The organism is Paenibacillus sp. JNUCC-31 (genome assembly GCF_014844075.1).
Classification (GTDB): domain Bacteria; phylum Bacillota; class Bacilli; order Paenibacillales; family Paenibacillaceae; genus Paenibacillus.
In genome coordinates this window covers 5,490,351-5,514,851 of record NZ_CP062165.1, presented here as the reverse complement: position 1 = coordinate 5,514,851, position 24,501 = coordinate 5,490,351, and the positions used below count along the sequence as shown (strand labels likewise).

Sequence of the window (24,501 nt, the reverse complement as noted above, 5' to 3'; positions counted from 1 at the left end):
CATGATACTTGAACGCAACAAGAAAAGTAAAGGGATTCCCGACTTATTTACTTCGATAAGATTTCCATATCCGATCAATCTCACTCATCTCGGAATCGTCCGGGGTTTTCTTCCCGTAGCGAACAGCATTATAACTATCCGGCAGCATTGCAGAGAGCTTCTGATCATCTTCTCTGACTCCATGCTGAACAATGGCCTCCGCAGCCTCCAGTGGCGTATGTGCACTCTGTATATCCACTCCCCGGGCTGCAGCTCTGTCGATCCACTTCCGATAGTAATATCGAACACGTTCAGCATCCTTTGAAGGCAGCGACTCCTTCTTGCGGAACCAGGATTTCCGCGTTCTCGCCGGTGCCTCTAACGTTTCACTGATATCCACATACTCTGTACGGGGTTCTATCTTCTTCTGACCGGGTTGCAGCATCCCTTTGAAACGATCCATAAGTTTGTTTATGGCCTTCTGCCCCAACCGCAGGATAAGCCACAGAACAACTACTGCAACAGCCCCCATAACTATCCAACCCAGGATATCCCAGAAAACAGAGGGCTCCCCTGATGCCTCCATCCCTTCAGGTAGCAACGGTGGTTCATTGGGAGCTGTGGGCGTAATCGGAACATCCTGATTGGAGCTCGAACCCAGTAAACCTCTGATCCAGGCAAGGAGACGGTCACGCAATGGACCTAACCAGGCAACAAGACTGGGGAAAGCGCCAATTCCTGCGATGACAATCAGCATCCATACCAAACGCTGATGATTCGCCCGGGCAAACTCACGCAGCACAATCCTTCTTTGACCATCATTCAATATCGCCCGGTCCAACTGTACACTGTATTGACCTACCAACCAACCAGCAAAACTGATGACCCCCGCTGCATATACGGTTCCTGCATACGCCTGAAGAGGTTGCATGAATTCAAGGCTGTTAGCCGCCCCACTCCATACAATCGCAGTGAGCACACCAAAAATCTGCAAGCGCCAAATCAAAATGGAACGGAAGACAGGTTGGAAATTCAATCCAACATAGGCTGAAATCACTCCCCACACCGCTGCTGTCAGCAAATCAGGTAAAGGAAGCCCCAATACTAATGCGATAATCAATGAGATCAACAGTCCCATAATCAGCGCAGCGCCCCATCGAATAAATGTGTTTTTTTCGCTGATAACTGGTAATCTGTGCTGTACCCACTGACCTAACGAGCCAGCCACAACAAAGATACCTATTAATGTGTAAGGCAAATGTCCTGCTGTATACAGTGAAGTAAGCGTCAGAAATGGATAGAGGTACACACCGATCAATAGAACTGCCAATATGGATAAAATCAAACTTTCCTTGGAACTCTTGGAATCACTCATGCACTCACCGCCTTTGAATCGCTTTTCCCACCCTCTACCGGGAGTACGGTCACACGATGGCCCTGTTCATGCAAACGAGCAATTTCATGTTCCATGGCTGGAGATACATAGGACGTTATTAAGAGATAACTGCGAGCCTGCTGCGCTTCTTCATTACGTTGTACTTCATCGCTCAGGAATTGTTCCATGGGAACCATGCATTTTAACTCCGTCTCCGCCATAGCTTCCAGTAACCTCTCCAGATGAGGACTGCCGTAATCCGGCTCAATCCGCAATGGATCCTGCCCTCCACTCACACGATAACCATTATGAGCAAATCCTGCAGGCAAGCCTCTCCCTATCGCATCCACTACTGCAGTGGCAGCATAACGGAGTGCCCGTTCGATCGTCTCGGGACGGGTAACTACACTCCACATGTCTGCAGACTCCTGAATGTTGACCACAATCCAGGATTGGGGGTCCGCAGTCCATCCCTGCTTGTATACCTGCAGTTCACCCGTACGAGCACTAGCTTTCCAATGTATACGGTTCATGGGGTCGCCCGCACCATATGGACGAACTCCAAGAATGAGAAAGGGATCTTCAACAATCCAACGGGAGACTTCAACCTCACCCTGCCATACCTGATAAATTGCAGGCAGATCTTCAGGATGAACAAGTGAAGGATACACAATCATGTTCAGATGAACGGGGAGCGCCTTCGTTACGCGCCAAAGGCCAAACAGATCCCCTCCAGTCATTGTCACGGTGTTTAACGTATAAATTCCACGTCTGCTGCATACAAAAGGATGCTTGCGCGTAATACGAGTAAACGGTTTCAACGTGAAGATGCTTTTATGATTCTGGTAGATATCTCCCTGGCTGATATCCATGCCTGAACCGGATCGAAAAACAAAGGAGACGGGCATCATGGCTTCAAGTCTGAGCCAGGGAACCGAGACTCGTTTTTCATTCGAAATCGTCTCTACCATCTCCAGCTCATCTCCGGCGTAACAACGTATCTTGCTGAATTGTCTAGTGTACTTGAGCTTGTATAAGGCGGGACGGCCGAACCATATGCCTTGTACGCCAATCATAATGACACCAACAATGACAAGCCATAATAATGCCATAAGCTATCGCCCGTTGCCTGCAGCAAGATTCTCGGTTGGCACGTCTGTCTGGGTTAGAAGCTCCTGAATGATGCGTTCCGCCAAGCCCTCTTGCTGCCTTACCCGGTTACGGAATACAAGTCGATGGGCTAGCACGGGCTCCGCCAATATTTTAATATCATCAGGCAGAACGAAATCTCTGCCATGTAAAGCAGCCCAGGCCTGACTTGCCTTGAGCAACGCCTGAGCTCCTCGTGGACTTACGCCTAGTGACAACTCGGAATGTTGTCTGGTAGCTTCTGTCAGACGGATAATATATCGCAACAGATCTTCGTCGATTTGGACCGATGTATACGTACTCTGTGCCTCAAGCAATTGCTCACGACTAATGATAGCGGACAGATCGTCAACAGAACGACGTGCTACCGTACGTCTCAAAATTTCTACACTCTCTTCACTGTTTGGGTAACCCATTCGGATCTTCATCATGAAACGATCCATTTGTGCTTCGGGTAACGGGAAAGTCCCCTGATTATCTATCGGGTTTTGTGTAGCAATGACGATAAATGGACGCTCCAGTTGCCTTGTGGAACCATCAATACTGATCTGGCGCTCTTCCATGCACTCCAGCAAGCTGGATTGAGTACGCGGTGTAGCCCGGTTTATTTCGTCTGCAAGGACGAGGTTGGCGAAGAGAGGGCCAGGTCTGAATTCAAAATCACCATCTTTTTGATTGAAGAAATGAATCCCCGTCAAGTCGGACGGCAACAGATCCGGTGTGAACTGAATACGCTGAAAGGTGCAGTCCAGCGAAGAAGCTACTGATTTTGCCAACATGGTTTTCCCCGTACCGGGCACATCCTCCAGCAGGACATGCCCTGAAGCAATGATAGCTGTCATCACTAACTCAATCGTATGGTCTTTCCCCACGATGACCGTTCCCACATGGTTCATTAGCTGTTTGTTCATTTGTTTCATTCCCTGGATATCCATATCAGTCCATCCTCCCGTAAATAGAGCTTATGTATTCGCATTCATTCTAACTATAACCCTAATCGTTCCAATAAAAAACAACAGGAACAGGCGGTTAGCCAATTCCTGTTGCATTGCTCTTGTCTTTACACCAGAGGGAGCATGATCATGAAACGGGTGCCCTCTCCCTTTTTGCTATCCACAGAGATGGTACCTCCATGATTTTTGATAATCCGGTAACTCACGGAAAGTCCCAGCCCCGTACCGCTCTCTTTGGTGGTAAAGAATGGATCAAATAGTCGTACAAGCGTATTGTGGTCCATCCCCTGCCCATTGTCAGCTATCGAAATCTGCACATACTTGTTCTCGGTTTCCATAGAGACTCGAATCAGACCTGCATGTTCTTCTCCGACATCCTCAATGGCATCCATCGCATTTTTCACCATATTCAAAATAACCTGCTTAATTTGTTTGACATCAATAGACACATTTAACGGGACTTCTGCTTCATCTAAGATGATCTCGCATCCCTTCATTAACCCTTCGCTTTCTGTCAGCAAGACCACCTCTTTGAGCAAAGAGTTAACAGATATAATGGTCTTCTGAGGGGCTGACGGCTTGGAGGAATTCAGAAATTCGTAGATAATATCGTTCGCCCTGTCAATCTCCGTCAGTATGATTCGAGCGTACTCGTCTTTTCCCAATTGAAGCAAATGAGGCCGAAGCAACTGGATAAATCCGCGAATAGCCGTCAAAGGATTGCGAATCTCATGGGCAATTGATGCCGAAATCCGCCCCAACATTGCAAGTTTGTCATTTTGATAAGCAGTCTGCTCAATTTGTTTATAATCGGAGACATCCTTTACACTGAACAGAAAGTCTCCATCCATCTGATCCCCATACGTTACTGTAACCAGCCAATGCCTGCCATACTCATCAATCAGCTCATGATAGCGCTTACGATGGAAGATAGTCTCCCGATAGATACGTAAAATTTTCTTTTTCTTGAATCGGCTCATCTGTGGATGATGCAGCATTTGCATCAGGGTGCAGCCGCTCAACAGACTTCTTGGAAGCTCCAACAATTTTGCCATCTGAACGTTAATAAACGTCAATACACCGTGACTGTCAAACAACATAATACCGCTATCCAGATGTTCCAGGACATTCTCATACTTGTTGTTATCCAGATGTATAGGCGGGAATCCATTCGTTGGTCGAGGCACTGTATCCTGAAATTCACTAATCATGTCAGGTTCCTCCTTTTCACGTAAATGATAAACTTGCCATTCGGACATCATATCATCACAGAAACAGGAAGGGCCGATTTATTTTTCATTACCGGTGCCCTTTCGTTAGGGGGCTGAGCCGAAAATATGGATGGCATGTCCGGAACCCAAGCTGGTTTATTCCCGGTAACCAACAGTTCTTCCGGAAAACAATATACGTCTGTTCCATTCTAACCTTCTCCTATTCCCAAACACGAACAATTTTGCTCCGCCTCTTTTGCAAGTCTGTTTTTATCATAGACAAGTTTATAGAAGAGAGTCAATCGGAGAAAGTGTCGAATGGAAATTATTTTAAAAAAAACCGCGAATTAGTTTCCCCACACAACAAAAACGAAGCCTTTTCGCTCGATTGCGAATCAGCTTCGTTCGTATAGTTTTAAATTTTAAATTCTTCAATCAATCTATAATCCACTCTTGTTATGCTGGATTTTGAGTCGCCGCTGACTCATCACAGCTAATCGGCGCTTAAGTTCACTTTCCCACTTCTCATCCTTCATTTCCTTGGCAAGCCGGAGTAGATCCAGAGACATGTCGATCTGACGCTGTACAATGACCATCCCTTCCTCGCTTTCGCGATTCACGCAATTTTCAAAAATCGCATCTTCATCTTCTGTCACATAATCTTGGAAATCAATCTCCGATGCACCATCTCCATGCGCATATTCGGCCAGAATTTCATATTCATTCTCCACTTTATAATGCACTTCCACCCGGTGACATACCGGACAAAACAGCAGGGGAACATTATGAACCTGGGTGCGGTAATGCTTCAGCGTGCCCTTTGTTCCCACCATACTTGCCCCACAACAGTAACTCATTTTTGTTCACCCTCCTTATAACGTGCCGGGACTTTTTATTGGACATGCAAGCCCGTACACTTTAAGCACTTCCGAGAAAAGGAATAGTTCCATAGTGTATCACATTCATGTACTAATTATAATTGCAGAGCACCGGAATCATTCCCGGGTTTCCATACCCTATTCGCCTTCAAGCCCTTCGATTCCTCTTTCCAAAGAATAAAATGAGGGCTTACTTCTAATACACCATTACCACGTTTATATCCCTATTTAAACACTTTTCTTCCTTAAGGGCTTATATTCTGACAAAAGGGTGCAAAAAGCCCTCAATCCCAAAAGGGATGAGGGCTTGAACCATAACGTTCAAGTTCAATCAGGCTTACAGATTGCTGTCGCCTGGTTTCCAGTTCATTGCACACAATCCGCCGGATTGCAGTGCTTGCAGCACACGAAGTGTTTCTTCAACACTACGGCCTACATCGTTGTGGTTAACCACTTGGTATTTCAATTCGCCTTCTGGATCGATGATGAACAAGCCGCGCAGTGCAACGCCTTCTTCTTCAATCAGAACGCCATAATCTTTAGCTACTTGTTTTGTGATGTCAGAAGCCAGCGGGAAGTTCAGTTGGCCCAAGCCATTGCTGTCTTTTGGTGTGTTGATCCAAGCTTTGTGACTGTGTACGGAGTCAACGCTTACGCCAAGAATTTCTGTATCCAAAGCTTTGAATTGCTCCGAAGCATCACTCAAAGCTGTGATTTCTGTTGGGCACACAAAAGTGAAGTCCAAAGGATAAAAGAAAAATACGAGCCATTTGCCACGATAATCGGACAGTTTTACGGAACCAAAGTCTTGTCCATCTCCCGATACTGTTTCCATTGCAAAATCCGGTGCGGGTCTACCAACCAAACGTTCTGCCATAACTAACAATTCCTCCTTTGGGATTATGTAAGCACTCGAGTTGAATGCTCATCATCAAGAAAAACGTGAACGTTTTTCCTGTAATTAAAATGGGTTTGTTACTTGATAACAAGTACAAGTAAAATGTTATCATCCGCACTTCTCAAAGTCAAGATTATAATCGTTGTTTTTTTATAATGATTATAAATAAGGACTTTTCGTGGCAAAAATCATAAAGGAACAGCCCTTTATCATTCCTCGCGGAAATTAAAGGGCTGTCTTGTCATGATGCCATATTACGCCTGTTTACGAATTGCTGCGACAATCAAATCGCCCATTTCCGTTGTGCTAATCGCTTTGCTCTTGTCCACAGCGATGTCGCTCGTACGATGTCCTGCATTCAATACATCAGATACAGCCGCCTCAATAGCATCCGCACCTTCCGCATAACCAAAGGTTGTGCGGAACATGAGCGCCAAAGACAGGATCGTTGCGATTGGATTCGCCAAGCCTTGACCTGCAATATCCGGCGCTGAACCGTGTACTGGCTCATAGAGACCGAAACTGCCTTCTCCGAGTGATGCAGATGCCAACATACCGATGGAGCCTGTCAGCATCGCTGCTTCATCACTCAAGATATCTCCGAACATATTTTCCGTCACGATTACGTCAAAGCTCGATGGACGGCGCAGCAATTGCATTGCACAGTTGTCCACAAGCACATGTTCCAATTCAACATCCGGATAATCCGGTGCTACCCGGTTAACGACTTCACGCCAGAGACGGGAGGTTTCCAATACGTTGGCTTTGTCAACCGAAGCCAGTTTTTTGCGACGTCCTTGAGCAATTTCGAATGCTTGACGAACGATGCGCTCCACTTCTGTTACATTATATGCACAAGTATCCACGGCTTCTTCGCCCTGTGCACTTTCACGTCTGAACTTCTCTCCGAAGTAGATGCCGCCGGTCAACTCCCGTACCACCATCAGATCCGTACCTTCAAGCACTTCTGGCTTCAAGGTTGAAGCATCCTTCAGGCAATCAAATACAACAGCCGGACGAAGGTTGGAGAACAAACCGAGCGCTTTGCGAATACCTAGCAAGCCTGTTTCCGGACGAAGCTCCTTGCTGTTATTGTCCCATTTTGGACCACCAACGGCTCCAAGAAGGACCGCATCTGCACTTTTACATACCGTCAGTGTTTCCTCAGGAAGGGGTGTACCTTTCTCATCAATCGCGATTCCACCAAATAGCGCATGTTCTGTTTCAAAACGGTACCCGAACACGTCCTCCGTACGCTTGAGAACTTTCTCTGCCTCAGCCACAACTTCAGGACCAATTCCGTCGCCTGCAATTACTGCAATTTTTTTTACGTCTGCCATGGGTTGTCCACTCCTTCTATGCTTTCATTCGGTTATTCACTTCAATAATTTACGTGTCATTTTTAACTCTCTCTTTTGTATCATATTCGAAGGTGATTTGACCAAGATATACAATCTATGACTTTAATAGTTTTTACCTATAAGCCGAATTAGATTGGTTGTTCTGTACCTCTGACTGGGTTAAAATGAAGCCTGAAGACAAATTCAGGTAACTCAGGAGGGATTGCAATCATGCAATACACGTACTTGGGAAAATCAGGTCTTAAAGTCAGCCGGATCTGCCTTGGCACGATGAACTTTGGTCCTGCTACTGACGAAAAGGAAGCATTCCGTATCATGGATGCAGCACTCGATGCTGGTGTTAATTTTTTTGATACCGCTAACATTTACGGCTGGGGCGAAAATTCGGGTCTCACTGAGGAAATCATTGGACGATGGTTTAAACAGGGCGGCGGTAGACGTGAAAAAGTCGTACTCGCGACCAAAGTCTATGGCTCAATGCACGACGATACCGATGGCCCAAACAACGATGCAGGTCTTTCCGCCTACAAAATAAGACGCCATCTGGAGGGTTCCCTCCGCCGTCTGCAAACCGATCATATTGAACTGTACCAGATGCACCATGTGGATCCCGCTATCTCATGGGACGAGCTCTGGGGCGCGTTCGAGAACGCTGTGCATCAAGGCAAAATTGGTTACGTAGGTTCGAGTAACTTTGCTGGTTGGCAGATTGCTGTTGCGCAAAGTGAAGCCAAAAACCGCCATTTCCTTGGCCTGGTATCCGAGCAGCATAAGTACAGCCTCAACTGCCGTTTGCCTGAACTCGAAGTATTGCCCGCAGCGAAAGAGCTGGGCCTTGGTGTTATTCCTTGGAGCCCACTGGATGGTGGATTATTGGGACGTAATGCACTCCAGAAACTGGAAGGTACACGCAGTGGTGGCATTGCTGAGCGGATCGAGTCCCATCAAACTCAGTTGGAACAATTCGCAGCACTTTGCCGCGAACTCGGTGAACCGCAAGATACCATCGCTTTGGCCTGGGTTGCTGCCAACCCGGCAGTTACCGCTCCGATTATTGGACCGCGTACGCTGGAACAGTTTGAAACTGCGCTTAAATGTCTGGATGTCACGTTGGATGAAGCGGTCCTCAATCGTCTGGATGAAATCTTCCCGGGTCCGGGAGGACAAGCTCCGAACGCATATGCTTGGTGAATTTATACAGACTAACAGATTATCCCGTTTTAATGGTCTATATTGATTTTCCGTTTATTTATATCAAGTAACCGCAAAAAAGTCTGACTCTCAAGATTTGAGGGTCAGACTTTTTATGTACCTCACCGAACTGCAATGCAAAGAAGGGTTGGTGAACTCCATCTCACCATCTCCATTCAGCATCAACACAGTCCAATGAAGAATTATGCTTGCTGCAAATGGGTGTTACAGGTTGACATTAACTCGATTCGTATACGTCTTGCGTTTTTCAATTAATTTATTCAATCCATCCACATAAGCACGTGCACTGGCACCCAAAATATCTGTGCTTACGCCGCGTCCCTGAACGGAAATTTGATTTTGAGTAAGTACGACGTGAACCTCACCCAACGCATCCTTACCATGCGTAACCGATTTGATCGAGTAGTCGGATAGCGTTACCTCTTCCCCGCTTACTTGGTCAATCGCATTATAGATGGCATCTACTGATCCATTTCCTTCTGCTTTTTGTTCCACTGTATTACCATCAAGTGTAGCAATACGAACTTTAGCCGTTGGAATGGATTCATCACCATAGGTCACAAAGATGGATTCCAGTTTGAACACCTCAGGTGCATCCTGTAATTTCTCTTCGATGACCGCCAGCAAATCCTCATCTGTCACTTCTTTTTTCTTATCAGCCAGATCTTTGAATTGGGCAAAAGCACGGTTCAATGCTTCATCTTCCAATTCGTAACCGAGCTCAATCAAGCGCTCACGGAAGGCATGACGTCCCGAGTGTTTACCCAATACGAGCTTGCTTTCCTTCAGACCGATGGTCTCTGGCGTCATAATCTCGTAGGTTGTTTTCTCTTTCAGCATGCCGTCCTGGTGAATGCCTGATTCGTGTGCAAACGCATTCGCACCCACTATCGCTTTATTGCCAGGCACAACCATCCCCGTCAAACGACTGACAAGACGACTGGTCCGCGCAATCTCAGAAAGTTGCAGCGAAGTTTTCGCCTGGAAAAATTCCTGACGTGTCTCCAGTGCCATGGCAATCTCTTCAATAGCGGTATTACCCGCACGTTCACCGATTCCGTTAATGGTTCCCTCAATTTGATCGGCTCCATTCAGGATCGCTGCGAGAGTGTTGGCAGTAGCCATTCCCAGGTCATTATGGCAATGTGCACTCAGCTGTACTTTTTCAATGCCATGTACGTTTTCCTTCAAATGTTTGAAAATATTACCGTACTCGTATGGGCTCAGATATCCAACCGTATCCGGGATATTCACAACAGCCGCGCCTTCTTCCACAGCCATATTCACCATCTCTACGAGAAAATCATATTCTGTACGACCTGCATCCTCCAGGGAGAATTCAATCTTCGAAAAAGTTTTCTTCGCATAACGAATCGCGGAACGAGCCGTATCCAGAACCTGGCCTTTGTCCATGCGCAATTTGTGCTGACGATGAATGGGTGAAGTTGCCAAAAAGATATGAATACACGGGTCCTGAGCGCCCTTCAGCGCCTCTTTTACCGCATCAATATCCTGCTCTCTGGAGCGGGACAAGCCAATAACGGTAACGTTTTTGACCGCTTTGGCAACTGCATTGACTGCCGCCAGATCGCCTGGAGATGCCGCCGGAAAACCGGCTTCCATCCGGTCAATACCAAGCCGCTCGAGCTGGTGGGCAATTTCCACCTTTTCACGAGTGTTCAGATTGACTCCTGGGGATTGCTCTCCATCACGCAGCGTTGTATCAAATACATAGATTTTACGCACGCCTCGCACCTCCTAGACTTGTAATGTATGGATTTCTTCTAAACCAGCAATAGCGGCACACGCATATGCACGGCCGCTATTCCCGGTTAAAGCTGTAAGTTTACTTGACTAACTTAAAGTTGTTACCTACTTCTTGATCCAGTGCATCATTTCACGCAATTGTCCGCCAACCACTTCGATTGGGTGTTCAGCTTCGTTGCGACGAGTTGCTGTCAGGAATGCACGGCCGGATTGGTTTTCCAGGATGAAGTCACGTGCAAATTTACCTTGTTGGATATCTGTCAGGACTTCTTTCATTGCTTTCTTCGTATCTTCAGTTACCACGCGTGGTCCAGTTACATAGTCACCGTACTCAGCAGTGTTACTGATGGAATCACGCATGCTTGCAAGTCCACCTTCATACATCAGGTCAACGATCAGTTTCAATTCGTGCAGACACTCGAAGTATGCCATTTCAGGAGCATAACCCGCTTCTGTCAACGTTTCGAATCCAGCTTTCACCAGGGCACTTACACCGCCACACAGAACAGCTTGCTCACCGAACAGATCTGTTTCTGTTTCTTCGCGGAAGGAAGTTTCAATCACGCCTGCACGTGTGCAACCGATACCTTTTGCGTATGCCAAACCGATATCTTTTGCTTTACCTGTTGCATCTTGCTCAATTGCGATCAGGCCCGGTACACCGAAACCTTCCACGTAGGTACGACGTACCATGTGGCCAGGGGACTTAGGAGCTACCAGCAATACATCGCTGTCTTTTGGAGCAACGATTTGACCGAAATGAACGTTGAAACCGTGAGAGAAGAGCAATGCAGCGCCTTTTTTCAGGTTTGGTTCGATTTCATTTTTGTATACAGAAGCTTGTGTTTCGTCAGGCAGCAAAATTTGAACCACGTCTGCACGGCTAGTTGCTTCAGCCGGGGACAGAACTTCAAATCCGTCATTTTTTGCAGTGTCAAAAGATTTACCTTCACGAAGTCCGATGACTACGTTCAATCCGCTGTCGCGCAGGTTTTGGGCTTGGGCATGACCCTGGCTACCATAACCGATGACCGCGATCGTTTTTCCTTTCAATACGCTAAGCTCTGCATCCTGTTCATAATAAGTAGTTACTGGCATGTTTATAAGTCCTCCTTTGTATTGTAAAGAACCCTTCATTAATGAGCGGGTGTCTCAAGGGACCGATCGCTTTCTTGCCTCAGCGTTTCTGGTCTGATCCGATCCGTTCAGACACCCGCCCATTAATGCGGGGGTGTGGCTGTATTGTCAAGCGTTACATCGCTAAAATGTTGAATTGCAGCTAATACGGGACTGGCACTTCATTTAAGATTAACGGTATTTCTCAGCTTAATGCTGCTAACATACCTTTGTCGTTCCGTTGATAAGCATCAAACCATGCTTTTTTTTCAATATCTCTGTTTAAACGTTGCCTCGCACCAATGCAGTTACTCCTGTACGTGACAGTTCACGAATGCCGTATGGCTTAAGCAATTCGATCATCGCATCAATTTTATCCGTATCCCCGACCACCTGTACAATGAGACTTCCGGGGCCAACATCCACAACCGATGCACGGAAAGTTTCTACTACACCAAGAATCTCAGGACGTTCTGAAGGCTCAGCCTTCACCTTGATCAACGCAAGTTCACGGGCGACCATCGGTTTCAGGCTGAAATCAACCACTTTGATGACATCGATGATTTTGTACAACTGCTTTTCGATCTGTTCCAGCGTTTTGTCATCACCAATCGTCACAATAACCATTCTTGACAAGCCCGGTTCCTCGGATTGACCTACCGTTATACTCTCAATGTTGAATCCCCGTCGACCGAACAACCCCGATACCCGCTGAAGGACGCCTGGCTGATCGTTGACCAATATCGAAATCGTATGTCTTATCATTCTTCAGCATCCCCCATCAGCATTTGATCGATTGTCGCTCCTTGCGGAACCATTGGATACACGTTTTCTTCCTTGCGTACTACGAATTCAACAACGACTGGTCCCGGTGTATCCAGAGCCTCTTGCCAAGCACGTTCGGCTTCTTCCTTGTTGGTTGCACGCAAACCTTTTACTCCATAGGCTTCAGCCAGTTTCACAAAATCAGGACTTCCTGCCAGATCGATATGGCTGTAACGGTTCTCATAGATGATCTCTTGCCACTGACGCACCATTCCAAGCACCTGATTGTTGATAATAACAATTTTTACCGGAATGTTGTTGATGGCACAAATCGCGAGTTCTTGAGAACACATCTGCATGCCGCCGTCACCGTTAATGGAAATAACAAGCCTGTCCGGGTTAGCCATTTGAGCACCGATTGCAGAAGGGAATCCAAAGCCCATTGTGCCGAGTCCACCGGAGGTTACCCATGAACGTGGCTGATTGAATTTGTAATATTGTGCTGCCCACATTTGATGCTGTCCAACGTCTGTAGTTACAATTGCTTCACCTTTGGTTGTATCATTCAGCATTTCAACAACCCACTGTGGTTTCAGCACCTCATCTGAATCCGTGTAGCTGTAAGGTTTTTCTTGTTTCCACTGCTTGATCTGGTCTCTCCAAGCATCTGCACGCTCTGCACGCTGCACTTCCTTGTTCGCTATTTCGAGCACCGTCTTCACATCACCAACGATCGGAATGTCCGTTGCAATGTTTTTGCCAATTTCAGCCGGATCAATATCGATATGAACAATTTTGGCATGTGGAGCGAACCCGTCCAGCTTACCTGTTACCCGATCATCGAAACGCGCTCCGATGTTGATCAGCAAATCGGCTTTTTGAATCGCCTGATTGGAAGTGTATGTTCCGTGCATACCCGGCATCCCGGTCCACAATTCATGACCACTTGGGAAAGCTCCAAGTCCAAGAAGTGTTGTCGTGATTGGAATACCTGTCTTCTCCACAAACTCGAACAGTTCTTCATGTCCACCGGAGTAAACCACGCCACCGCCTGCCAGAATCATAGGACGTTCTGCTTCCTGAATCGCTTGAGCCAGTCGATCTACCTGAAGTTTATTCGGTACAGTCCGCGGGTTATACCCTCTCAATGTAACAGGTTCAGTCATCGGTTCAAACAACGTTTTGTTAGCCGATACATCCTTCGGAATATCGATCAGTACTGGACCTTTACGGCCCGTATTGGCAATATGGAATGCCTCATGAATGACACGCGGCAGATCCTTCACGTCTTTTACCAGATAACTGTGCTTGGTGATTGGCATCGTGATTCCGGTAATGTCTGCTTCCTGGAAAGCATCCGACCCGATCAAGCTGGAAATAACATTTCCCGTAATCACTACGAGTGGGACAGAATCCATATACGCCGTTGCAATACCGGTAACCAGATTGGTTGCTCCTGGTCCGGAGGTAGCGATACAGACACCGACTTTTCCACTAGCCCGTGCATATCCATCAGCTGCATGAATGGCACCTTGTTCGTGACGGGTTAACACATGCTTGAAGTCCTCGAAACCATACATTGCATCGTAAATGTACAACACTGCACCGCCCGGGTAACCAAAAACGCACTCTACACCTTCCAGCAACAAGCTTCTCAGCAGAATTTCGGAACCGCTAATGACCTCCGGCTTCATCCATTTTTCACGTAATTCATCTGTCGATCGTACTTCTGGAATTTGAGCTCCCATTAGTCATCCTCCTCTCGGAATTTACATCATTCTGACATTTAAAGTTACAAAAAAAACCTTCCATCCCTGCAAACAAGTTCATGCTTGCGAGGGACGAAAGGTTGTTGCTTCCGTGGTACCACCCAACTTTGTCCGAAATTTCGCAATAACGGACCTTACCAGGTACAAAAAACGATAGATCAAACGACATAGCCGTTCTCCATACCTGTTGTCTGTAACGCAGACATACGATTTTCCCTAATAACCAAATTGGAGTGACATCCAATGCTTTTCAGGAAAACAGCTCCGAGGTGAGCTCGTATATAAGGGGTAATGGTGGTGGTTTCAGCAATTCCAGCCACTCTCTGATCAAAAGAGCCCTTAAAACTTCGTCCTCTTCATAGCCGATGAAATATTCTCGTTAAATGTTAGGAACATTATATGATTCCTCTAACCGATAAGTCAATACCCCTTTTGTATAAAAATTCAGAACGTCCCTAAACCTCCATCTCCAGCCTTTAACGTTTCCCTCATTCCCGCGCTTCATTCAGTCACCTTTTAACTTCTCTCAAGCATAGGATATACGAGCAGCACGACTGGTCCTGAAAGGAGGGTTCCCATGGTGATTCGGCAACGCAAATCCAAGTTGGATGATGCCGCCATAATGAGGCTGATTGACTCTCAACTTGTTCCTCTATCTCATATGAGTGAAATTGAAATCAACAAAATACGTAAAGAAATACCCCTGCGAATGAACAGGGGCATGACCTTTGTTGTCTCACCGGAGCCAGACAAAGAAGCTGTTGCATTCATTCATTTTCTCATGCATGGTGAACTGCTGTATGTGGATATGATGGCTGTTACCACCAAAGAACAACGAAAGCGATACGGACAGACTTTGCTGCACCAAGCCGAACACTTCGCTGTATCTCGAGGCTGCAAAAGATCCAAAGTTATGGTGGATGAAGGCAATGCAAAGGGACTTCGATTTTACCAAAAAAACGGATATATAACAATTAGATACATTATGTTAAGCCGCTGTTATGAGTTGGAAAAAAGGCTGTAAAGCGGCCTAGAAAAATCCTGGTGGCCGTGGTCCGTAGGGTCCATATCCAGGACCTGGCCCAAATCCACCACCAAATCCAGGGCCATATCCTGGGCCCGGTTTGGGTCCGGGGCCATACCCGGGGCCATATCCAGGACCACCAGGGCCGAACCCAGGACCAGGGCCGTAAGCATAAGGCAGCGTAGCGACGGCGAGTAAATCAAATAATACCAGTGGCAAAATCGCTTTGGTTCGCACTTTTTTGCCAACAGCACGTTTCAGTACCAGTTTATTGCCGGATACTTTTAACAGTCTCCCAGTCACCCGCGTACCGTCTTTTTTGATCGCGACAATATTTTTGCCTATTAATTTTATCGCTTCATCACGCGTAACATGTTGTTTCATACTTTCCCCTCCTCCTCGGATCGTTCAGAACAGTGTATTCGTCCATGGTTGGCTTCGCCTGTTTCTTTGTCCCTAAATGAAAATATGGGTCTTTCTCTTTAACAGTTAAGAACGCTAGTATTCTGATATTTTTCTTTTTTAAACAAAAAAAAAGATTCGCACGAGGCGAACCTTTTTAAGTAAAGCATTATATGGGAAATCATAATTATGTCGTTACCTTTTCCCTGGATCATATGGTTCACCGAGTGCAGAAGGAGCAGAAGAACGTCCAACAGCCGCGACAAGCACAATGATGGTGAGCAGGTAAGGCAGCATATAAATAATTTCCTGGGGAATACTTTGAGACCATTCAAACAATTGTACATAGTTTCGGATGGCTTGTGAGAAACCAAAGAATACAGCCGCGCCAAAAGCACCAATCGGATTCCATTTACCGAAGATCATGGCCGCAATTGCAATATAACCTTGACCAGAAACGGTATTATGGGAGAATGTGCCTGTTGTAGTCAGTGTGATTGCAGCTCCACCAATGGCAGCCAGTGCACCACTGATCATGACCGCAATATAACGGTAACGACGTACTTTAACACCAACAGTATCCGCAGCACTTGGATGTTCACCAACCGAGCGAAGACGAAGACCGAATGGAGTTTTGTACATGATGTAATACGTCAGGAAGACAAACAGAATGGCCAGATAAGTTGTTGGATACACGTTCTTGAAGAAAGCTTCACCAAGCAACGGTATATCTTTTAACAGTGGTACATCAAACTTGCTAAACCCTTGTACCAAAGGTGAATCTCCTGATCCTTCAAACAGGAGCTTTACCAAATAAAGTGTACTTCCTGCTGCCAGGAAGTTAATGACGATACCACTGATAATTTGGTCAGCCTTAAACGTAATCGAGGCAACCGCATGGATCAGCGACACAACGACCCCCAGCACAACTGCGAACAAAATCCCCATCCAGGCAGATGTCGTCCCTCCCATGCCAGCTTCTTGTGCATAATGCGCAGCAATCCCTGCAGCAAAGGCACCAAATACCATGAAACCTTCAAGTCCAAGGTTGGTCACACCTGATTTTTCCGAAAAAATCCCGCCCAAGGATGCAAAAATCAATGCCGTGGCAAAGACAAGCGTCGTATTGATAATTTGCCCAATTGTCAACAAGTCCATCTACAACACCTTCTCTTTCTTGCGCTTGGAATAGAACGGTTTAAGTACCCAGCGCACGATGCCTTGTGCCGCAATGAAGAAGATAATCGAACCGATAACAATCCGAATAATCTCGGGCGGTACATCTGCAGCAAAGCTCATTCCCGCAGATCCATATGTGAGCGTACCGAACAGCAATGCGCCCAGCAACACTCCAAACGGATGATTTAAACCAATTAGAGCAACGGCGATGCCGTCAAACCCTGTTCCTGGTGAACCCGACATAACAGTCTGATACTGGAACACCCCGAGCACCTGGAACGCACCACCAAGACCTGCGAGCATACCACTGATAAACATCGCTTTTACGATATTGCGATTAACATGCATACCTGCATACTCTGCCGCATTCGGGTTATATCCTACAGCTCGAATCTCGTATCCCTGTTTGGTTTTCCACATATAAATATAAAAGAGCACCGCCATAACAAGGGCAATTAATGTTCCCATATGCACACGGGAGTTACCCATCAGTTCGGACAACCATGTCAGACTAATCGAAGCCGTATCACTGATATCGACCGAACGATTTTCACCTTTTAAAAGCAGGAATTGACGTACGATCAGGTTCGCCAGATAAAGACCAATCCAGTTCAGCATGATACTACTGATAACTTCGTTAACCCCACGTGCTGCTTTCAGGTAGCCGGCAATAGCTGCCCACAGACCACCAAATACCGCACCGGCGATCAAAGCCAGCGGAGCATGAATGTAGATCGGCAGACCTGCAAACTTTACCCCAACAAAGGTGGCCGCTGTCATGCCGACGAGAAACTGTCCTTCTCCTCCGATATTAAACAGCCCTGCACGTGACGCAAATGCAAAAGCAAGTCCAGTCATGATGAGCGGTGTCATCTCACGAACAGCTTCACCAAAGTTGTACATGTCTCCGAAAACTTTCGTAAACAACGCACTATAAGCTTCAATGGGGTTGTATCCACCGATCAGCATGACAATGCCGCCGAGGATCAGACCCATAATGATGGCTACAACAGGTAAAATAAATGAATCACGGGTAAACCATTTCAATACATTACTCATGTTCAGTACCTCTCTTTTGGGTGCTGCCCGCCATCATCAAGCCGAGCTCCCTGTCATTGGTTTCTTCCGGCAGCACCTCGCCCACAATCTGTCCTTCATAAATGACTGCAATTCGGTCAGATACGTTGATAATTTCATCCAGCTCGAATGAGATCAGCAAGACCGCTTTACCCTGATCACGTTGTGCAATCAACTGTTTCTGAACAAACTCAATAGCCCCTACGTCCAGACCACGAGTTGGTTGGGCAGCAATAAGCAGTTCAGGATTTTTATCAACCTCACGTGCGATAATGGCCTTCTGCTGGTTCCCCCCCGACAAAGAACGGGCCTTTGTCTCGATGCTTGGCGTACGCACATCAAATGTCTCGACAAGCCGCTTCGCCTGCTTTTTGATGGCATCGAAGTTAAGGAATCCTTTACGAGTATAAGGCGCTTTATAATATGATTCCAGCACGATATTTTCGCTCACTGAAAAATCTAGAACAAGTCCGTGTTTGTGTCGGTCTTCCGGAATGTGGGCTACCCCTGACTCCGAAATATGACGTGGAGAATGGTTGGACAGCTCTTTACCTTCAAGAAGGATCGAACCGCTATCCACTTTACGGAGTCCAGTAAGAGCTTCAATCAGTTCACTTTGCCCGTTACCGTCAACACCTGCGATCCCCACAATCTCTCCTGCACGAACATTCAGATTGAGTTCGTTCAGAACCGAAATACCTTCTTTATTCTTGGTAGTCAATTTGCTGACTTCCAAGACATTGTTTCCTGGTGTAGCCGGCTTTTTGTCCACTTTAAAAGTGACATTGCGGCCAACCATTTTTTCGGCGAGTTCGTTTGGATTCGTCTCGGACGTTGTAACCGAATCAATCACTTTACCACGACGAATAATCGTCACTGTATCGGAAATCTCCATGATCTCTTTCAGTTTGTGTGTGATTAGAATAATGGACTTGCCTTCGGCTACCAGCTTCTTCATGATCACCATCAGTTCTTTAATTTCCTGAGGAGTCAATACCGCTGTAGGCTCGTCAAAAATAAGAATGTCCGCACCACGATACAAAGTCTTCACAATTTCCACACGTTGTTGCATACCGACGGAGATATCGTGAATTTTGGCATGCGGGTTAACCTTGAGTCCATACAATTCAGACAGTCGCTGCACTTCAGCAGCTGCTTTTTTATAATTAATGTTGAGACCTTTCCTTGGTTCGGATCCCAAAATAATGTTCTCTGTTACCGTGAACGGCTGAACAAGCTTAAAGTGCTGATGCACCATGCCGATGCCAAGATCGATTGCTTTATTAGGGCTGTCGATGATGACTGGCTTGCCATTCACTTCAATGGAACCTTCATCCGGCTGATAGAGACCAAATACAATGTTCATCAACGTTGACTTACCAGCGCCGTTTTCGCCCAGTAGAGCATGGATCTCGCCTTTACGAAGCTGAAGGCTGATAGCGTCGTTGGCAACAATGCCTGGAAAACGCTTCGTGATTTGTTTTAACTCAACGACGGGGGTTGCTGCACCCATGTAATCACCCTTATACCTGATATAGTGTGGTTCCGCAAACGTAAGAAAAACGTCTATCGACGTTTATTCAAGGAAGATGACCGCATTTTTAGCGGTACTTTTTCTTAGGATGATCGAATCCTTCAGTTTCACTGGAAACTTCTGCATTCCATAATCTTAAGAGAAGCTCCTACCGGAGCGTTGATACGAAGTCCTCTTTCTTTTGCTATGAGTTATCTCCTAGCACCACTGCAAAGCTGTACAATTGTTATGATGACTTGAGCAAATTTTCCTGTCCTGACAATCATAAGGCCGGTCAAGACCGGCCTCGATGATTATTCATTTATACAGGCAGAATCAGATTATTCTGTAGGAATTTTGATTTCGCCGTTGATGATTTTTTCTTTGTACTCGTCCACTTTGGCAAGTACATCAGCAGGAACGTTTTTCGTAGAAGTATCAGCGATACCTACACCGTTTTCTTTCAAAGTCAGGTTTTCAGCTCCGCCTTTGAATGTTCCATCGATAATTTCTTGGTTTACACGTTTAACAGCTTCGTCAACTTTTTTGATCATCGAAGTCAGTGTTACATCGTCGCCAAACTCCAGAGATTGGTCTTTATCTACACCGATAACCCAAACGTCTTGACCTTGTTTCTTACGAGCACCTGCTTCGATGAACACACCATTACCTGTAGCACCGGAAGCGTGGAAAATGATATCTACACCTTTGTTATAGAGTGTTGCCGCTGCTGCTTTACCCAGATCAGGTTTATCAAATGCACCTGTGTAGTTAGAAATGAACTCAGCATTAGGATTAACCGCTTTTACCCCTTCTCTGAAGCCTACTTCAAACTTTTTGATCAGTGGGCTTTCCATACCGCCAACAAAGCCTATTTTGTTCGATTTCGTTGTCAGACCAGCTACAACACCCACCAGGAAAGAACCTTCTTCTTCAGCAAATGTTACCGATTTAACGTTAGGAGCATCAACAACACTGTCGATGATCGCGAGTTTAGAATCAGGATTTTGTTCAGCTACAGTCTTGATTGCATCAGCCAATTGGAAACCGATACCCCAAGTGAGGTCATATCCACCTTTAACGAACTCGTTCAGGTTAGGAATGTACTCTTCATCGGATTTACTTTGCAGGTATTTAACAGCTACACCTGTTTCAGTTTCAGTTGCTTGCAGAGCTTCCCAAGCAGATTGGTTAAACGATTTGTCGTTAACCCCACCTACGTCTGTAACCATCCCGATTTTCAAATCGGATTTAGCTTCAGTGTTTTCGCCACCTGCAGTTCCTCCGGCATTTGTTTCCTCTTTCGGTTTGCTACCGCAACCTGCGAGCATAACCGATACTGCCAGCAACATGACCAAAGACAAGCTGAGCATCTTTTTCATTTCTCTGTTCCCCCTTAATGATATATACCTACTTCCTGTTCAGGCCAAAACAGAACGGATCAACAGATCGATAATATGGCTTTTATGCGGAATGTATGGTTTCTTCGACATTAAAAGCGCATTCTTATTCCTAAACAATCGGATCACCTGTCGAAAAACCGAACATTATGACATGAAGAGAGAAGTTTAGGACTAGCCTACTAGAGGTGATTATACATTCAACCCGTGGTAAAATCCAGATGTTTCATCACCAATTATCACTTATTTTTGTTCTTTTTTTGTTGAAAGCGCTTAATATTTTAATGGTTTAACACACTAACGTTACAACGATGTAATGTTACATAACAAAAACTTACCATGTCTTCTGGTGAGAAGTGGAAATCCTCCGTTTTTATTTGCATTATTTCACCGTTCGTATTTTATGTATTTAGACAGTCTGTTATTCACTCATCATATACTTCCCATAGTGCCCTTACAGGCAGCAGCCTATTCGTTCAAATACCGGATATCTCTTTTACAGATCTCTTCAAGCCGTAAAAAAAGCCGCCATATAGGTACGGCGGCTTGCATAAACAGTTTTAAGCGTTGATTTTGCCTTTAGCTACAGTAGCCAAAGAGTTGAACGCATTGATGTCATTAACGGCCAGATCAGCCAACATTTTGCGGTTCATGTCTACACCAGCAAGTTTCAAACCATGGATCAGTTTGTTGTAAGACAAACCATTCATACGTGCTGCAGCATTGATACGAACGATCCACAGTCTGCGGAAGTTACGTTTCGTGTTGCGACGGTCACGGTATGCGTAAACCAGGGATTTCATTACTTGCTCGTTAGCTGTTTTAAAAATACGGTGTTTGGAACCGAAATAACCTCTTGCCAGTTTCAAAACCTTTTTATGACGACGACGTACTACAAAACCGCCTTTTACTCTTGCCATATTAAAGAACCTCCCAATAAATATTAAATGTATCCGTAGTATGTGTACGACCTAAGCCGATCCCCCATACGGATTTACTATTTCAAGTTAGCCAGACCTTGTTTCAAACGTCTTACGTCCCCGGCAGCCATAACTGGGTTACCGTTCAGAACGCGCTTAGCACGTTTTGATTTGTGGGAAAGCAAGTGGTTTTTGTGAGCTTTGTAACGCAGGACTTTACCGGAACCGGTAATTTTGAAGCGTCCTTTCAAACTGCTGTGTGTTTTCATTTTAGGCATTTTGTGTTTCCTCCTCCAATGTTATCAGGCTTTAGGAGCCAGAATCATGATCATACTGCGGCCTTCCAATTTCGGTTGGCGTTCAACAGTGCAAAGTTCTGCAACTTCCACTTTAACGCGTTCCAAAATCCGTTGACCAATGGCGGCATGCGCAATTTCACGTCCGCGGTAACGAACGGAACATTTCACCTTGTCGCCTTCTTTCAAAAACTTAACTACATTCCGAAGCTTCGTTTGATAATCATGCTCCTCAATATTGGAACGGAACCATACTTCTTTAATGTCAACAATTTTCTGGTTCTTACGGGCTTCTTTGTCTTTCTTTTGTTGCTCATAGCGGAATTTGCCATAGTCCATAATGCGGCATACCGGCGGTTTAGCCTGTGGTGCCACATTGACCAGGTCCAAGTTCAGGTCAATCGCCATTTGAAGTGCTTCCCGAATCGGCGTGATCCCAATTTGTTCCCCTTCAGCTCCGACAAGGCGTACTTCCTTCGCCCGAATCTCATCATTAATCATGTGATCTTTACTAATAACCGTCCACCTCCAGGTCATTTTGAATATCCTGTTACACAAAAAAAAAAGGGATGCCGGTTAAGCTACCGACATCCCTGTAATCAACACAATTCTTCATGAGTATACAACTTCATAAATTATTGGGATCGTTGACCAGTCAACATGAGTTGATCAGGTGAGAAGTCGGACTTCTACTTGTGATTCCACAGCTATTCATTTAACGCACTTGAATACTATAACATCCTGCAAAAACATTGTCAACACTTCCACAATATTTTATTGGACAACAAGCTCAGTATTAGTTATCCCTGCTTGCTCTGCACCTCATCCAAACGTACAACACGTGTATGTTGGGTATGGCTCCATTGTTTGTTGTTCTGCGTAAAGAACGCATAGAACGTAATTGGATACCAAGAGAGCAGGTAAATTGGGAACAGGATCAGGTACAGATATACTTTGGCAAACGTAACCTTCTCCAGAGCCATGGACAACAAAAATGTCAGGATATTCAGTCCAATCGCTACAAATCCTACCCAGAGCGGGAAGTACCCGTATATGTTTGCGATATGCGGACCACTGAATATCGCTGTATCCACCCACAGGGCAGCTGTCATCAGAAACGTAAGCAAAACAACGTACACATTTGCGCCATACACAGCAAGGTCAAACTTCACCAAGCTTCTTTCTTTGATACTTTGCCATAGCAGCGGGAAGAAATATCTACGCGCGACCGTAAAGTGGCCTTGCATCCAGCGAAGACGTTGTCTTGCGGAAGCTTTAAAGGTTAACGGTTTCTCATCAAATACTTTGGCATCATAGTTAAAAACAGGATATACATTACGCTGAACACTGCGCATCGTAAACTCCAAATCTTCAACCAGACTTGTCGCGCCCCAACCAATTTCCTTGAGCAGGTTGGTCTCGAAGCACATTCCAGTACCTCCAAGGAAATTCGCCATATTCAGGTTATGACGGGACAACTGCCACAAACGGTTGATGTACCAATAAGATACACCGTATGCCGCAGTAATCCAGGAGTCCTCCGGATTTTTCGTATCAATGTATCCTTGGATAACACGTGAACCATTGCATAAGTCATCGTTCATCTCAAGCAAGAAGTTACGGTCAACCAAGTTATCCGCGTCAAACATAACAACTGCGTCGTATTGACGTGGCAATTTCCACAGGTACTTCAGCATCCATTCTATCGCGTACCCTTTACCCCTCAGATCGGCATTGGTACGTACACAAGCATTCAGTCCATGCTGTCTTACAATTTGAGCCGTTCCATCGGTACAGTTGTCGCAAATGACAAACACATCGTACAGATCTTCCGGATAATCAAGTTGTTTCAAGTTCTCCATCAAGGCACCAATGACTTGTTCCTCATTGTGTGCTGCGACGAGTACAGCGAATGACTTTGTCGCCGGATAATGGTTTTTTTTCTTTTTCTTAATCAGACCGAACAGCGAAAACGTGAATTGGTACACGGCTAGCAGTGCCAGAATGACCTGCAACGTGACGAATATAGCGTCCAACATCGTTCTCTGTTACCCCCTTTTTTTCAAACCCAGATTACTTTAAGACATTTCTCTTCCTGATTCTGCATCTTTATTTTTATTTGTGATCTGCAGAATATGACCCTGTTCTTTGGTTTACTACGCAAATATTTGAGGCAATGTTTCAAGCATGGTTATTGCCATTTGGCTGCTTTATCGATTTTGTATGCTTTTCAGCCATTTGTCAAAACCGCAATTCC

22 protein-coding genes are annotated in these 24,501 nt (G+C 45.7%); 2 read left to right on the top strand and 20 right to left on the bottom strand.

Annotated elements, in window-relative coordinates; all coding sequences use genetic code 11:
• Positions 1-43: 43 nt before the first annotated feature.
• From JNUCC31_RS24140 to leuB, 7 genes are all read right to left on the bottom strand, one after another.
• The gene (locus JNUCC31_RS24140; protein ID WP_192265459.1) at positions 44-1,354 is read right to left on the bottom strand and encodes a DUF4129 domain-containing protein; all 1,311 of its coding nucleotides are present in this window, start codon (positions 1,352-1,354) and stop codon (positions 44-46) included.
• A complete protein-coding gene (locus JNUCC31_RS24135; protein WP_192265457.1) occupies positions 1,351-2,466 on the bottom strand; it encodes a DUF58 domain-containing protein in 1,116 nt (371 codons plus the stop codon). Before JNUCC31_RS24135 ends, JNUCC31_RS24140 begins: the two co-directional genes overlap by 4 nt.
• A 3-nt stretch (positions 2,467-2,469) precedes the next feature.
• On the bottom strand, positions 2,470-3,438 hold the full coding sequence (locus JNUCC31_RS24130) for an AAA family ATPase (RefSeq protein ID WP_192265454.1): 969 nt from the start codon (positions 3,436-3,438) through the stop codon (positions 2,470-2,472).
• 125 nt (positions 3,439-3,563) lie between these two features.
• Positions 3,564-4,667: a PAS domain-containing sensor histidine kinase gene (locus tag JNUCC31_RS24125; RefSeq protein ID WP_192265452.1), complete on the bottom strand. Its 1,104-nt coding sequence runs from the start codon at positions 4,665-4,667 to the stop codon at positions 3,564-3,566.
• A gap of 440 nt (positions 4,668-5,107) precedes the next feature.
• The gene (locus JNUCC31_RS24120) at positions 5,108-5,524 is read right to left on the bottom strand and encodes a hypothetical protein (RefSeq protein ID WP_062320193.1); all 417 of its coding nucleotides are present in this window, start codon (positions 5,522-5,524) and stop codon (positions 5,108-5,110) included.
• Between the two features lie 358 nt (positions 5,525-5,882).
• The gene (locus JNUCC31_RS24115; RefSeq protein ID WP_062320195.1) at positions 5,883-6,422 is read right to left on the bottom strand and encodes a peroxiredoxin; all 540 of its coding nucleotides are present in this window, start codon (positions 6,420-6,422) and stop codon (positions 5,883-5,885) included.
• A 275-nt stretch (positions 6,423-6,697) separates the two neighbouring features.
• Positions 6,698-7,783 carry a 3-isopropylmalate dehydrogenase gene (gene leuB / locus JNUCC31_RS24110; RefSeq protein ID WP_192265444.1) on the bottom strand — a complete coding sequence of 362 codons (1,086 nt, stop codon included), beginning with the start codon at positions 7,781-7,783 and terminating at the stop codon, positions 6,698-6,700.
• Positions 7,784-8,014: 231 nt separating this feature from the next.
• Here leuB and JNUCC31_RS24105 point away from each other — a divergent pair, with 231 nt between their 5' ends.
• On the top strand, positions 8,015-8,995 hold the full coding sequence (locus JNUCC31_RS24105) for an aldo/keto reductase (RefSeq protein WP_192265442.1): 981 nt from the start codon (positions 8,015-8,017) through the stop codon (positions 8,993-8,995).
• Between the two features lie 225 nt (positions 8,996-9,220).
• On the opposite strand, the gene JNUCC31_RS24100 is transcribed toward JNUCC31_RS24105, so the two are convergent.
• The 4 genes from JNUCC31_RS24100 to ilvB form a co-directional block, all read right to left on the bottom strand.
• Positions 9,221-10,762: a 2-isopropylmalate synthase gene (locus tag JNUCC31_RS24100; RefSeq protein ID WP_192265439.1), complete on the bottom strand. Its 1,542-nt coding sequence runs from the start codon at positions 10,760-10,762 to the stop codon at positions 9,221-9,223.
• Positions 10,763-10,888: 126 nt separating this feature from the next.
• The gene (gene ilvC / locus JNUCC31_RS24095; protein ID WP_024628318.1) at positions 10,889-11,881 is read right to left on the bottom strand and encodes a ketol-acid reductoisomerase; all 993 of its coding nucleotides are present in this window, start codon (positions 11,879-11,881) and stop codon (positions 10,889-10,891) included.
• Positions 11,882-12,181: 300 nt separating this feature from the next.
• A complete protein-coding gene (gene ilvN / locus JNUCC31_RS24090) occupies positions 12,182-12,664 on the bottom strand; it encodes an acetolactate synthase small subunit (RefSeq protein ID WP_076289931.1) in 483 nt (160 codons plus the stop codon).
• Positions 12,661-14,412, bottom strand: a complete 1,752-nt coding sequence (gene ilvB, locus JNUCC31_RS24085) for a biosynthetic-type acetolactate synthase large subunit (protein WP_192265437.1) — start codon at positions 14,410-14,412, stop codon at positions 12,661-12,663. Before ilvB ends, ilvN begins: the two co-directional genes overlap by 4 nt.
• A gap of 601 nt (positions 14,413-15,013) precedes the next feature.
• On the opposite strand from ilvB, the gene JNUCC31_RS24080 reads away from it, so the two are divergent.
• Positions 15,014-15,457, top strand: a complete 444-nt coding sequence (locus tag JNUCC31_RS24080; RefSeq protein WP_192273300.1) for a GNAT family N-acetyltransferase — start codon at positions 15,014-15,016, stop codon at positions 15,455-15,457.
• Between the two features lie 6 nt (positions 15,458-15,463).
• Here JNUCC31_RS24080 and JNUCC31_RS24075 read toward each other — a convergent pair whose 3' ends face one another.
• From JNUCC31_RS24075 to JNUCC31_RS24035, 9 genes are all read right to left on the bottom strand, one after another.
• Complete coding sequence (locus tag JNUCC31_RS24075; RefSeq protein ID WP_192265430.1) at positions 15,464-15,841, bottom strand: hypothetical protein; 378 nt, start codon at positions 15,839-15,841, stop codon at positions 15,464-15,466.
• A 213-nt stretch (positions 15,842-16,054) separates the two neighbouring features.
• Complete coding sequence (locus tag JNUCC31_RS24070; protein ID WP_053780423.1) at positions 16,055-17,017, bottom strand: ABC transporter permease; 963 nt, start codon at positions 17,015-17,017, stop codon at positions 16,055-16,057.
• Positions 17,018-18,097, bottom strand: a complete 1,080-nt coding sequence (locus tag JNUCC31_RS24065) for an ABC transporter permease (RefSeq protein ID WP_192265428.1) — start codon at positions 18,095-18,097, stop codon at positions 17,018-17,020.
• Complete coding sequence (locus tag JNUCC31_RS24060; protein WP_192265413.1) at positions 18,090-19,628, bottom strand: ABC transporter ATP-binding protein; 1,539 nt, start codon at positions 19,626-19,628, stop codon at positions 18,090-18,092. Before JNUCC31_RS24060 ends, JNUCC31_RS24065 begins: the two co-directional genes overlap by 8 nt.
• A gap of 341 nt (positions 19,629-19,969) precedes the next feature.
• Positions 19,970-21,010, bottom strand: coding sequence for a BMP family lipoprotein (locus tag JNUCC31_RS24055; RefSeq protein WP_192265411.1), 1,041 nt, complete (start codon positions 21,008-21,010; stop codon positions 19,970-19,972).
• A gap of 578 nt (positions 21,011-21,588) precedes the next feature.
• Positions 21,589-21,948, bottom strand: coding sequence for a 50S ribosomal protein L20 (gene rplT / locus JNUCC31_RS24050; protein ID WP_017689664.1), 360 nt, complete (start codon positions 21,946-21,948; stop codon positions 21,589-21,591).
• A 77-nt stretch (positions 21,949-22,025) separates the two neighbouring features.
• Positions 22,026-22,226: a 50S ribosomal protein L35 gene (gene rpmI, locus JNUCC31_RS24045; protein WP_062320217.1), complete on the bottom strand. Its 201-nt coding sequence runs from the start codon at positions 22,224-22,226 to the stop codon at positions 22,026-22,028.
• Between the two features lie 24 nt (positions 22,227-22,250).
• On the bottom strand, positions 22,251-22,745 hold the full coding sequence (gene infC, locus JNUCC31_RS24040; RefSeq protein WP_192273298.1) for a translation initiation factor IF-3: 495 nt from the start codon (positions 22,743-22,745) through the stop codon (positions 22,251-22,253).
• Positions 22,746-23,044: 299 nt separating this feature from the next.
• Positions 23,045-24,283, bottom strand: coding sequence for a glycosyltransferase family 2 protein (locus JNUCC31_RS24035; RefSeq protein ID WP_062320219.1), 1,239 nt, complete (start codon positions 24,281-24,283; stop codon positions 23,045-23,047).
• Positions 24,284-24,501: the final 218 nt, after the last annotated feature.

Coding starts and splice junctions, on each gene's coding strand:
- JNUCC31_RS24140 (WP_192265459.1), bottom strand. CDS start 1,354: ATGAGTGATTCCAAGAGTTCCAAGGAAAGTTTGATTTTATCCATATTG.
- JNUCC31_RS24135 (WP_192265457.1), bottom strand. CDS start 2,466: ATGGCATTATTATGGCTTGTCATTGTTGGTGTCATTATGATTGGCGTA.
- JNUCC31_RS24130 (WP_192265454.1), bottom strand. CDS start 3,438: ATGGATATCCAGGGAATGAAACAAATGAACAAACAGCTAATGAACCAT.
- JNUCC31_RS24125 (WP_192265452.1), bottom strand. CDS start 4,667: ATGATTAGTGAATTTCAGGATACAGTGCCTCGACCAACGAATGGATTC.
- JNUCC31_RS24120 (WP_062320193.1), bottom strand. CDS start 5,524: ATGAGTTACTGTTGTGGGGCAAGTATGGTGGGAACAAAGGGCACGCTG.
- JNUCC31_RS24115 (WP_062320195.1), bottom strand. CDS start 6,422: ATGGCAGAACGTTTGGTTGGTAGACCCGCACCGGATTTTGCAATGGAA.
- leuB (WP_192265444.1), bottom strand. CDS start 7,783: ATGGCAGACGTAAAAAAAATTGCAGTAATTGCAGGCGACGGAATTGGT.
- JNUCC31_RS24105 (WP_192265442.1), top strand. CDS start 8,015: ATGCAATACACGTACTTGGGAAAATCAGGTCTTAAAGTCAGCCGGATC.
- ilvC (WP_024628318.1), bottom strand. CDS start 11,881: ATGCCAGTAACTACTTATTATGAACAGGATGCAGAGCTTAGCGTATTG.
- ilvN (WP_076289931.1), bottom strand. CDS start 12,664: ATGATAAGACATACGATTTCGATATTGGTCAACGATCAGCCAGGCGTC.
- ilvB (WP_192265437.1), bottom strand. CDS start 14,412: ATGGGAGCTCAAATTCCAGAAGTACGATCGACAGATGAATTACGTGAA.
- JNUCC31_RS24075 (WP_192265430.1), bottom strand. CDS start 15,841: ATGAAACAACATGTTACGCGTGATGAAGCGATAAAATTAATAGGCAAA.
- JNUCC31_RS24070 (WP_053780423.1), bottom strand. CDS start 17,017: ATGGACTTGTTGACAATTGGGCAAATTATCAATACGACGCTTGTCTTT.
- JNUCC31_RS24065 (WP_192265428.1), bottom strand. CDS start 18,097: ATGAGTAATGTATTGAAATGGTTTACCCGTGATTCATTTATTTTACCT.
- JNUCC31_RS24060 (WP_192265413.1), bottom strand. CDS start 19,628: ATGGGTGCAGCAACCCCCGTCGTTGAGTTAAAACAAATCACGAAGCGT.
- JNUCC31_RS24055 (WP_192265411.1), bottom strand. CDS start 21,010: ATGAAAAAGATGCTCAGCTTGTCTTTGGTCATGTTGCTGGCAGTATCG.
- rplT (WP_017689664.1), bottom strand. CDS start 21,948: ATGGCAAGAGTAAAAGGCGGTTTTGTAGTACGTCGTCGTCATAAAAAG.
- rpmI (WP_062320217.1), bottom strand. CDS start 22,226: ATGCCTAAAATGAAAACACACAGCAGTTTGAAAGGACGCTTCAAAATT.
- infC (WP_192273298.1), bottom strand. CDS start 22,745: ATGATTAATGATGAGATTCGGGCGAAGGAAGTACGCCTTGTCGGAGCT.
- JNUCC31_RS24035 (WP_062320219.1), bottom strand. CDS start 24,283: ATGTTGGACGCTATATTCGTCACGTTGCAGGTCATTCTGGCACTGCTA.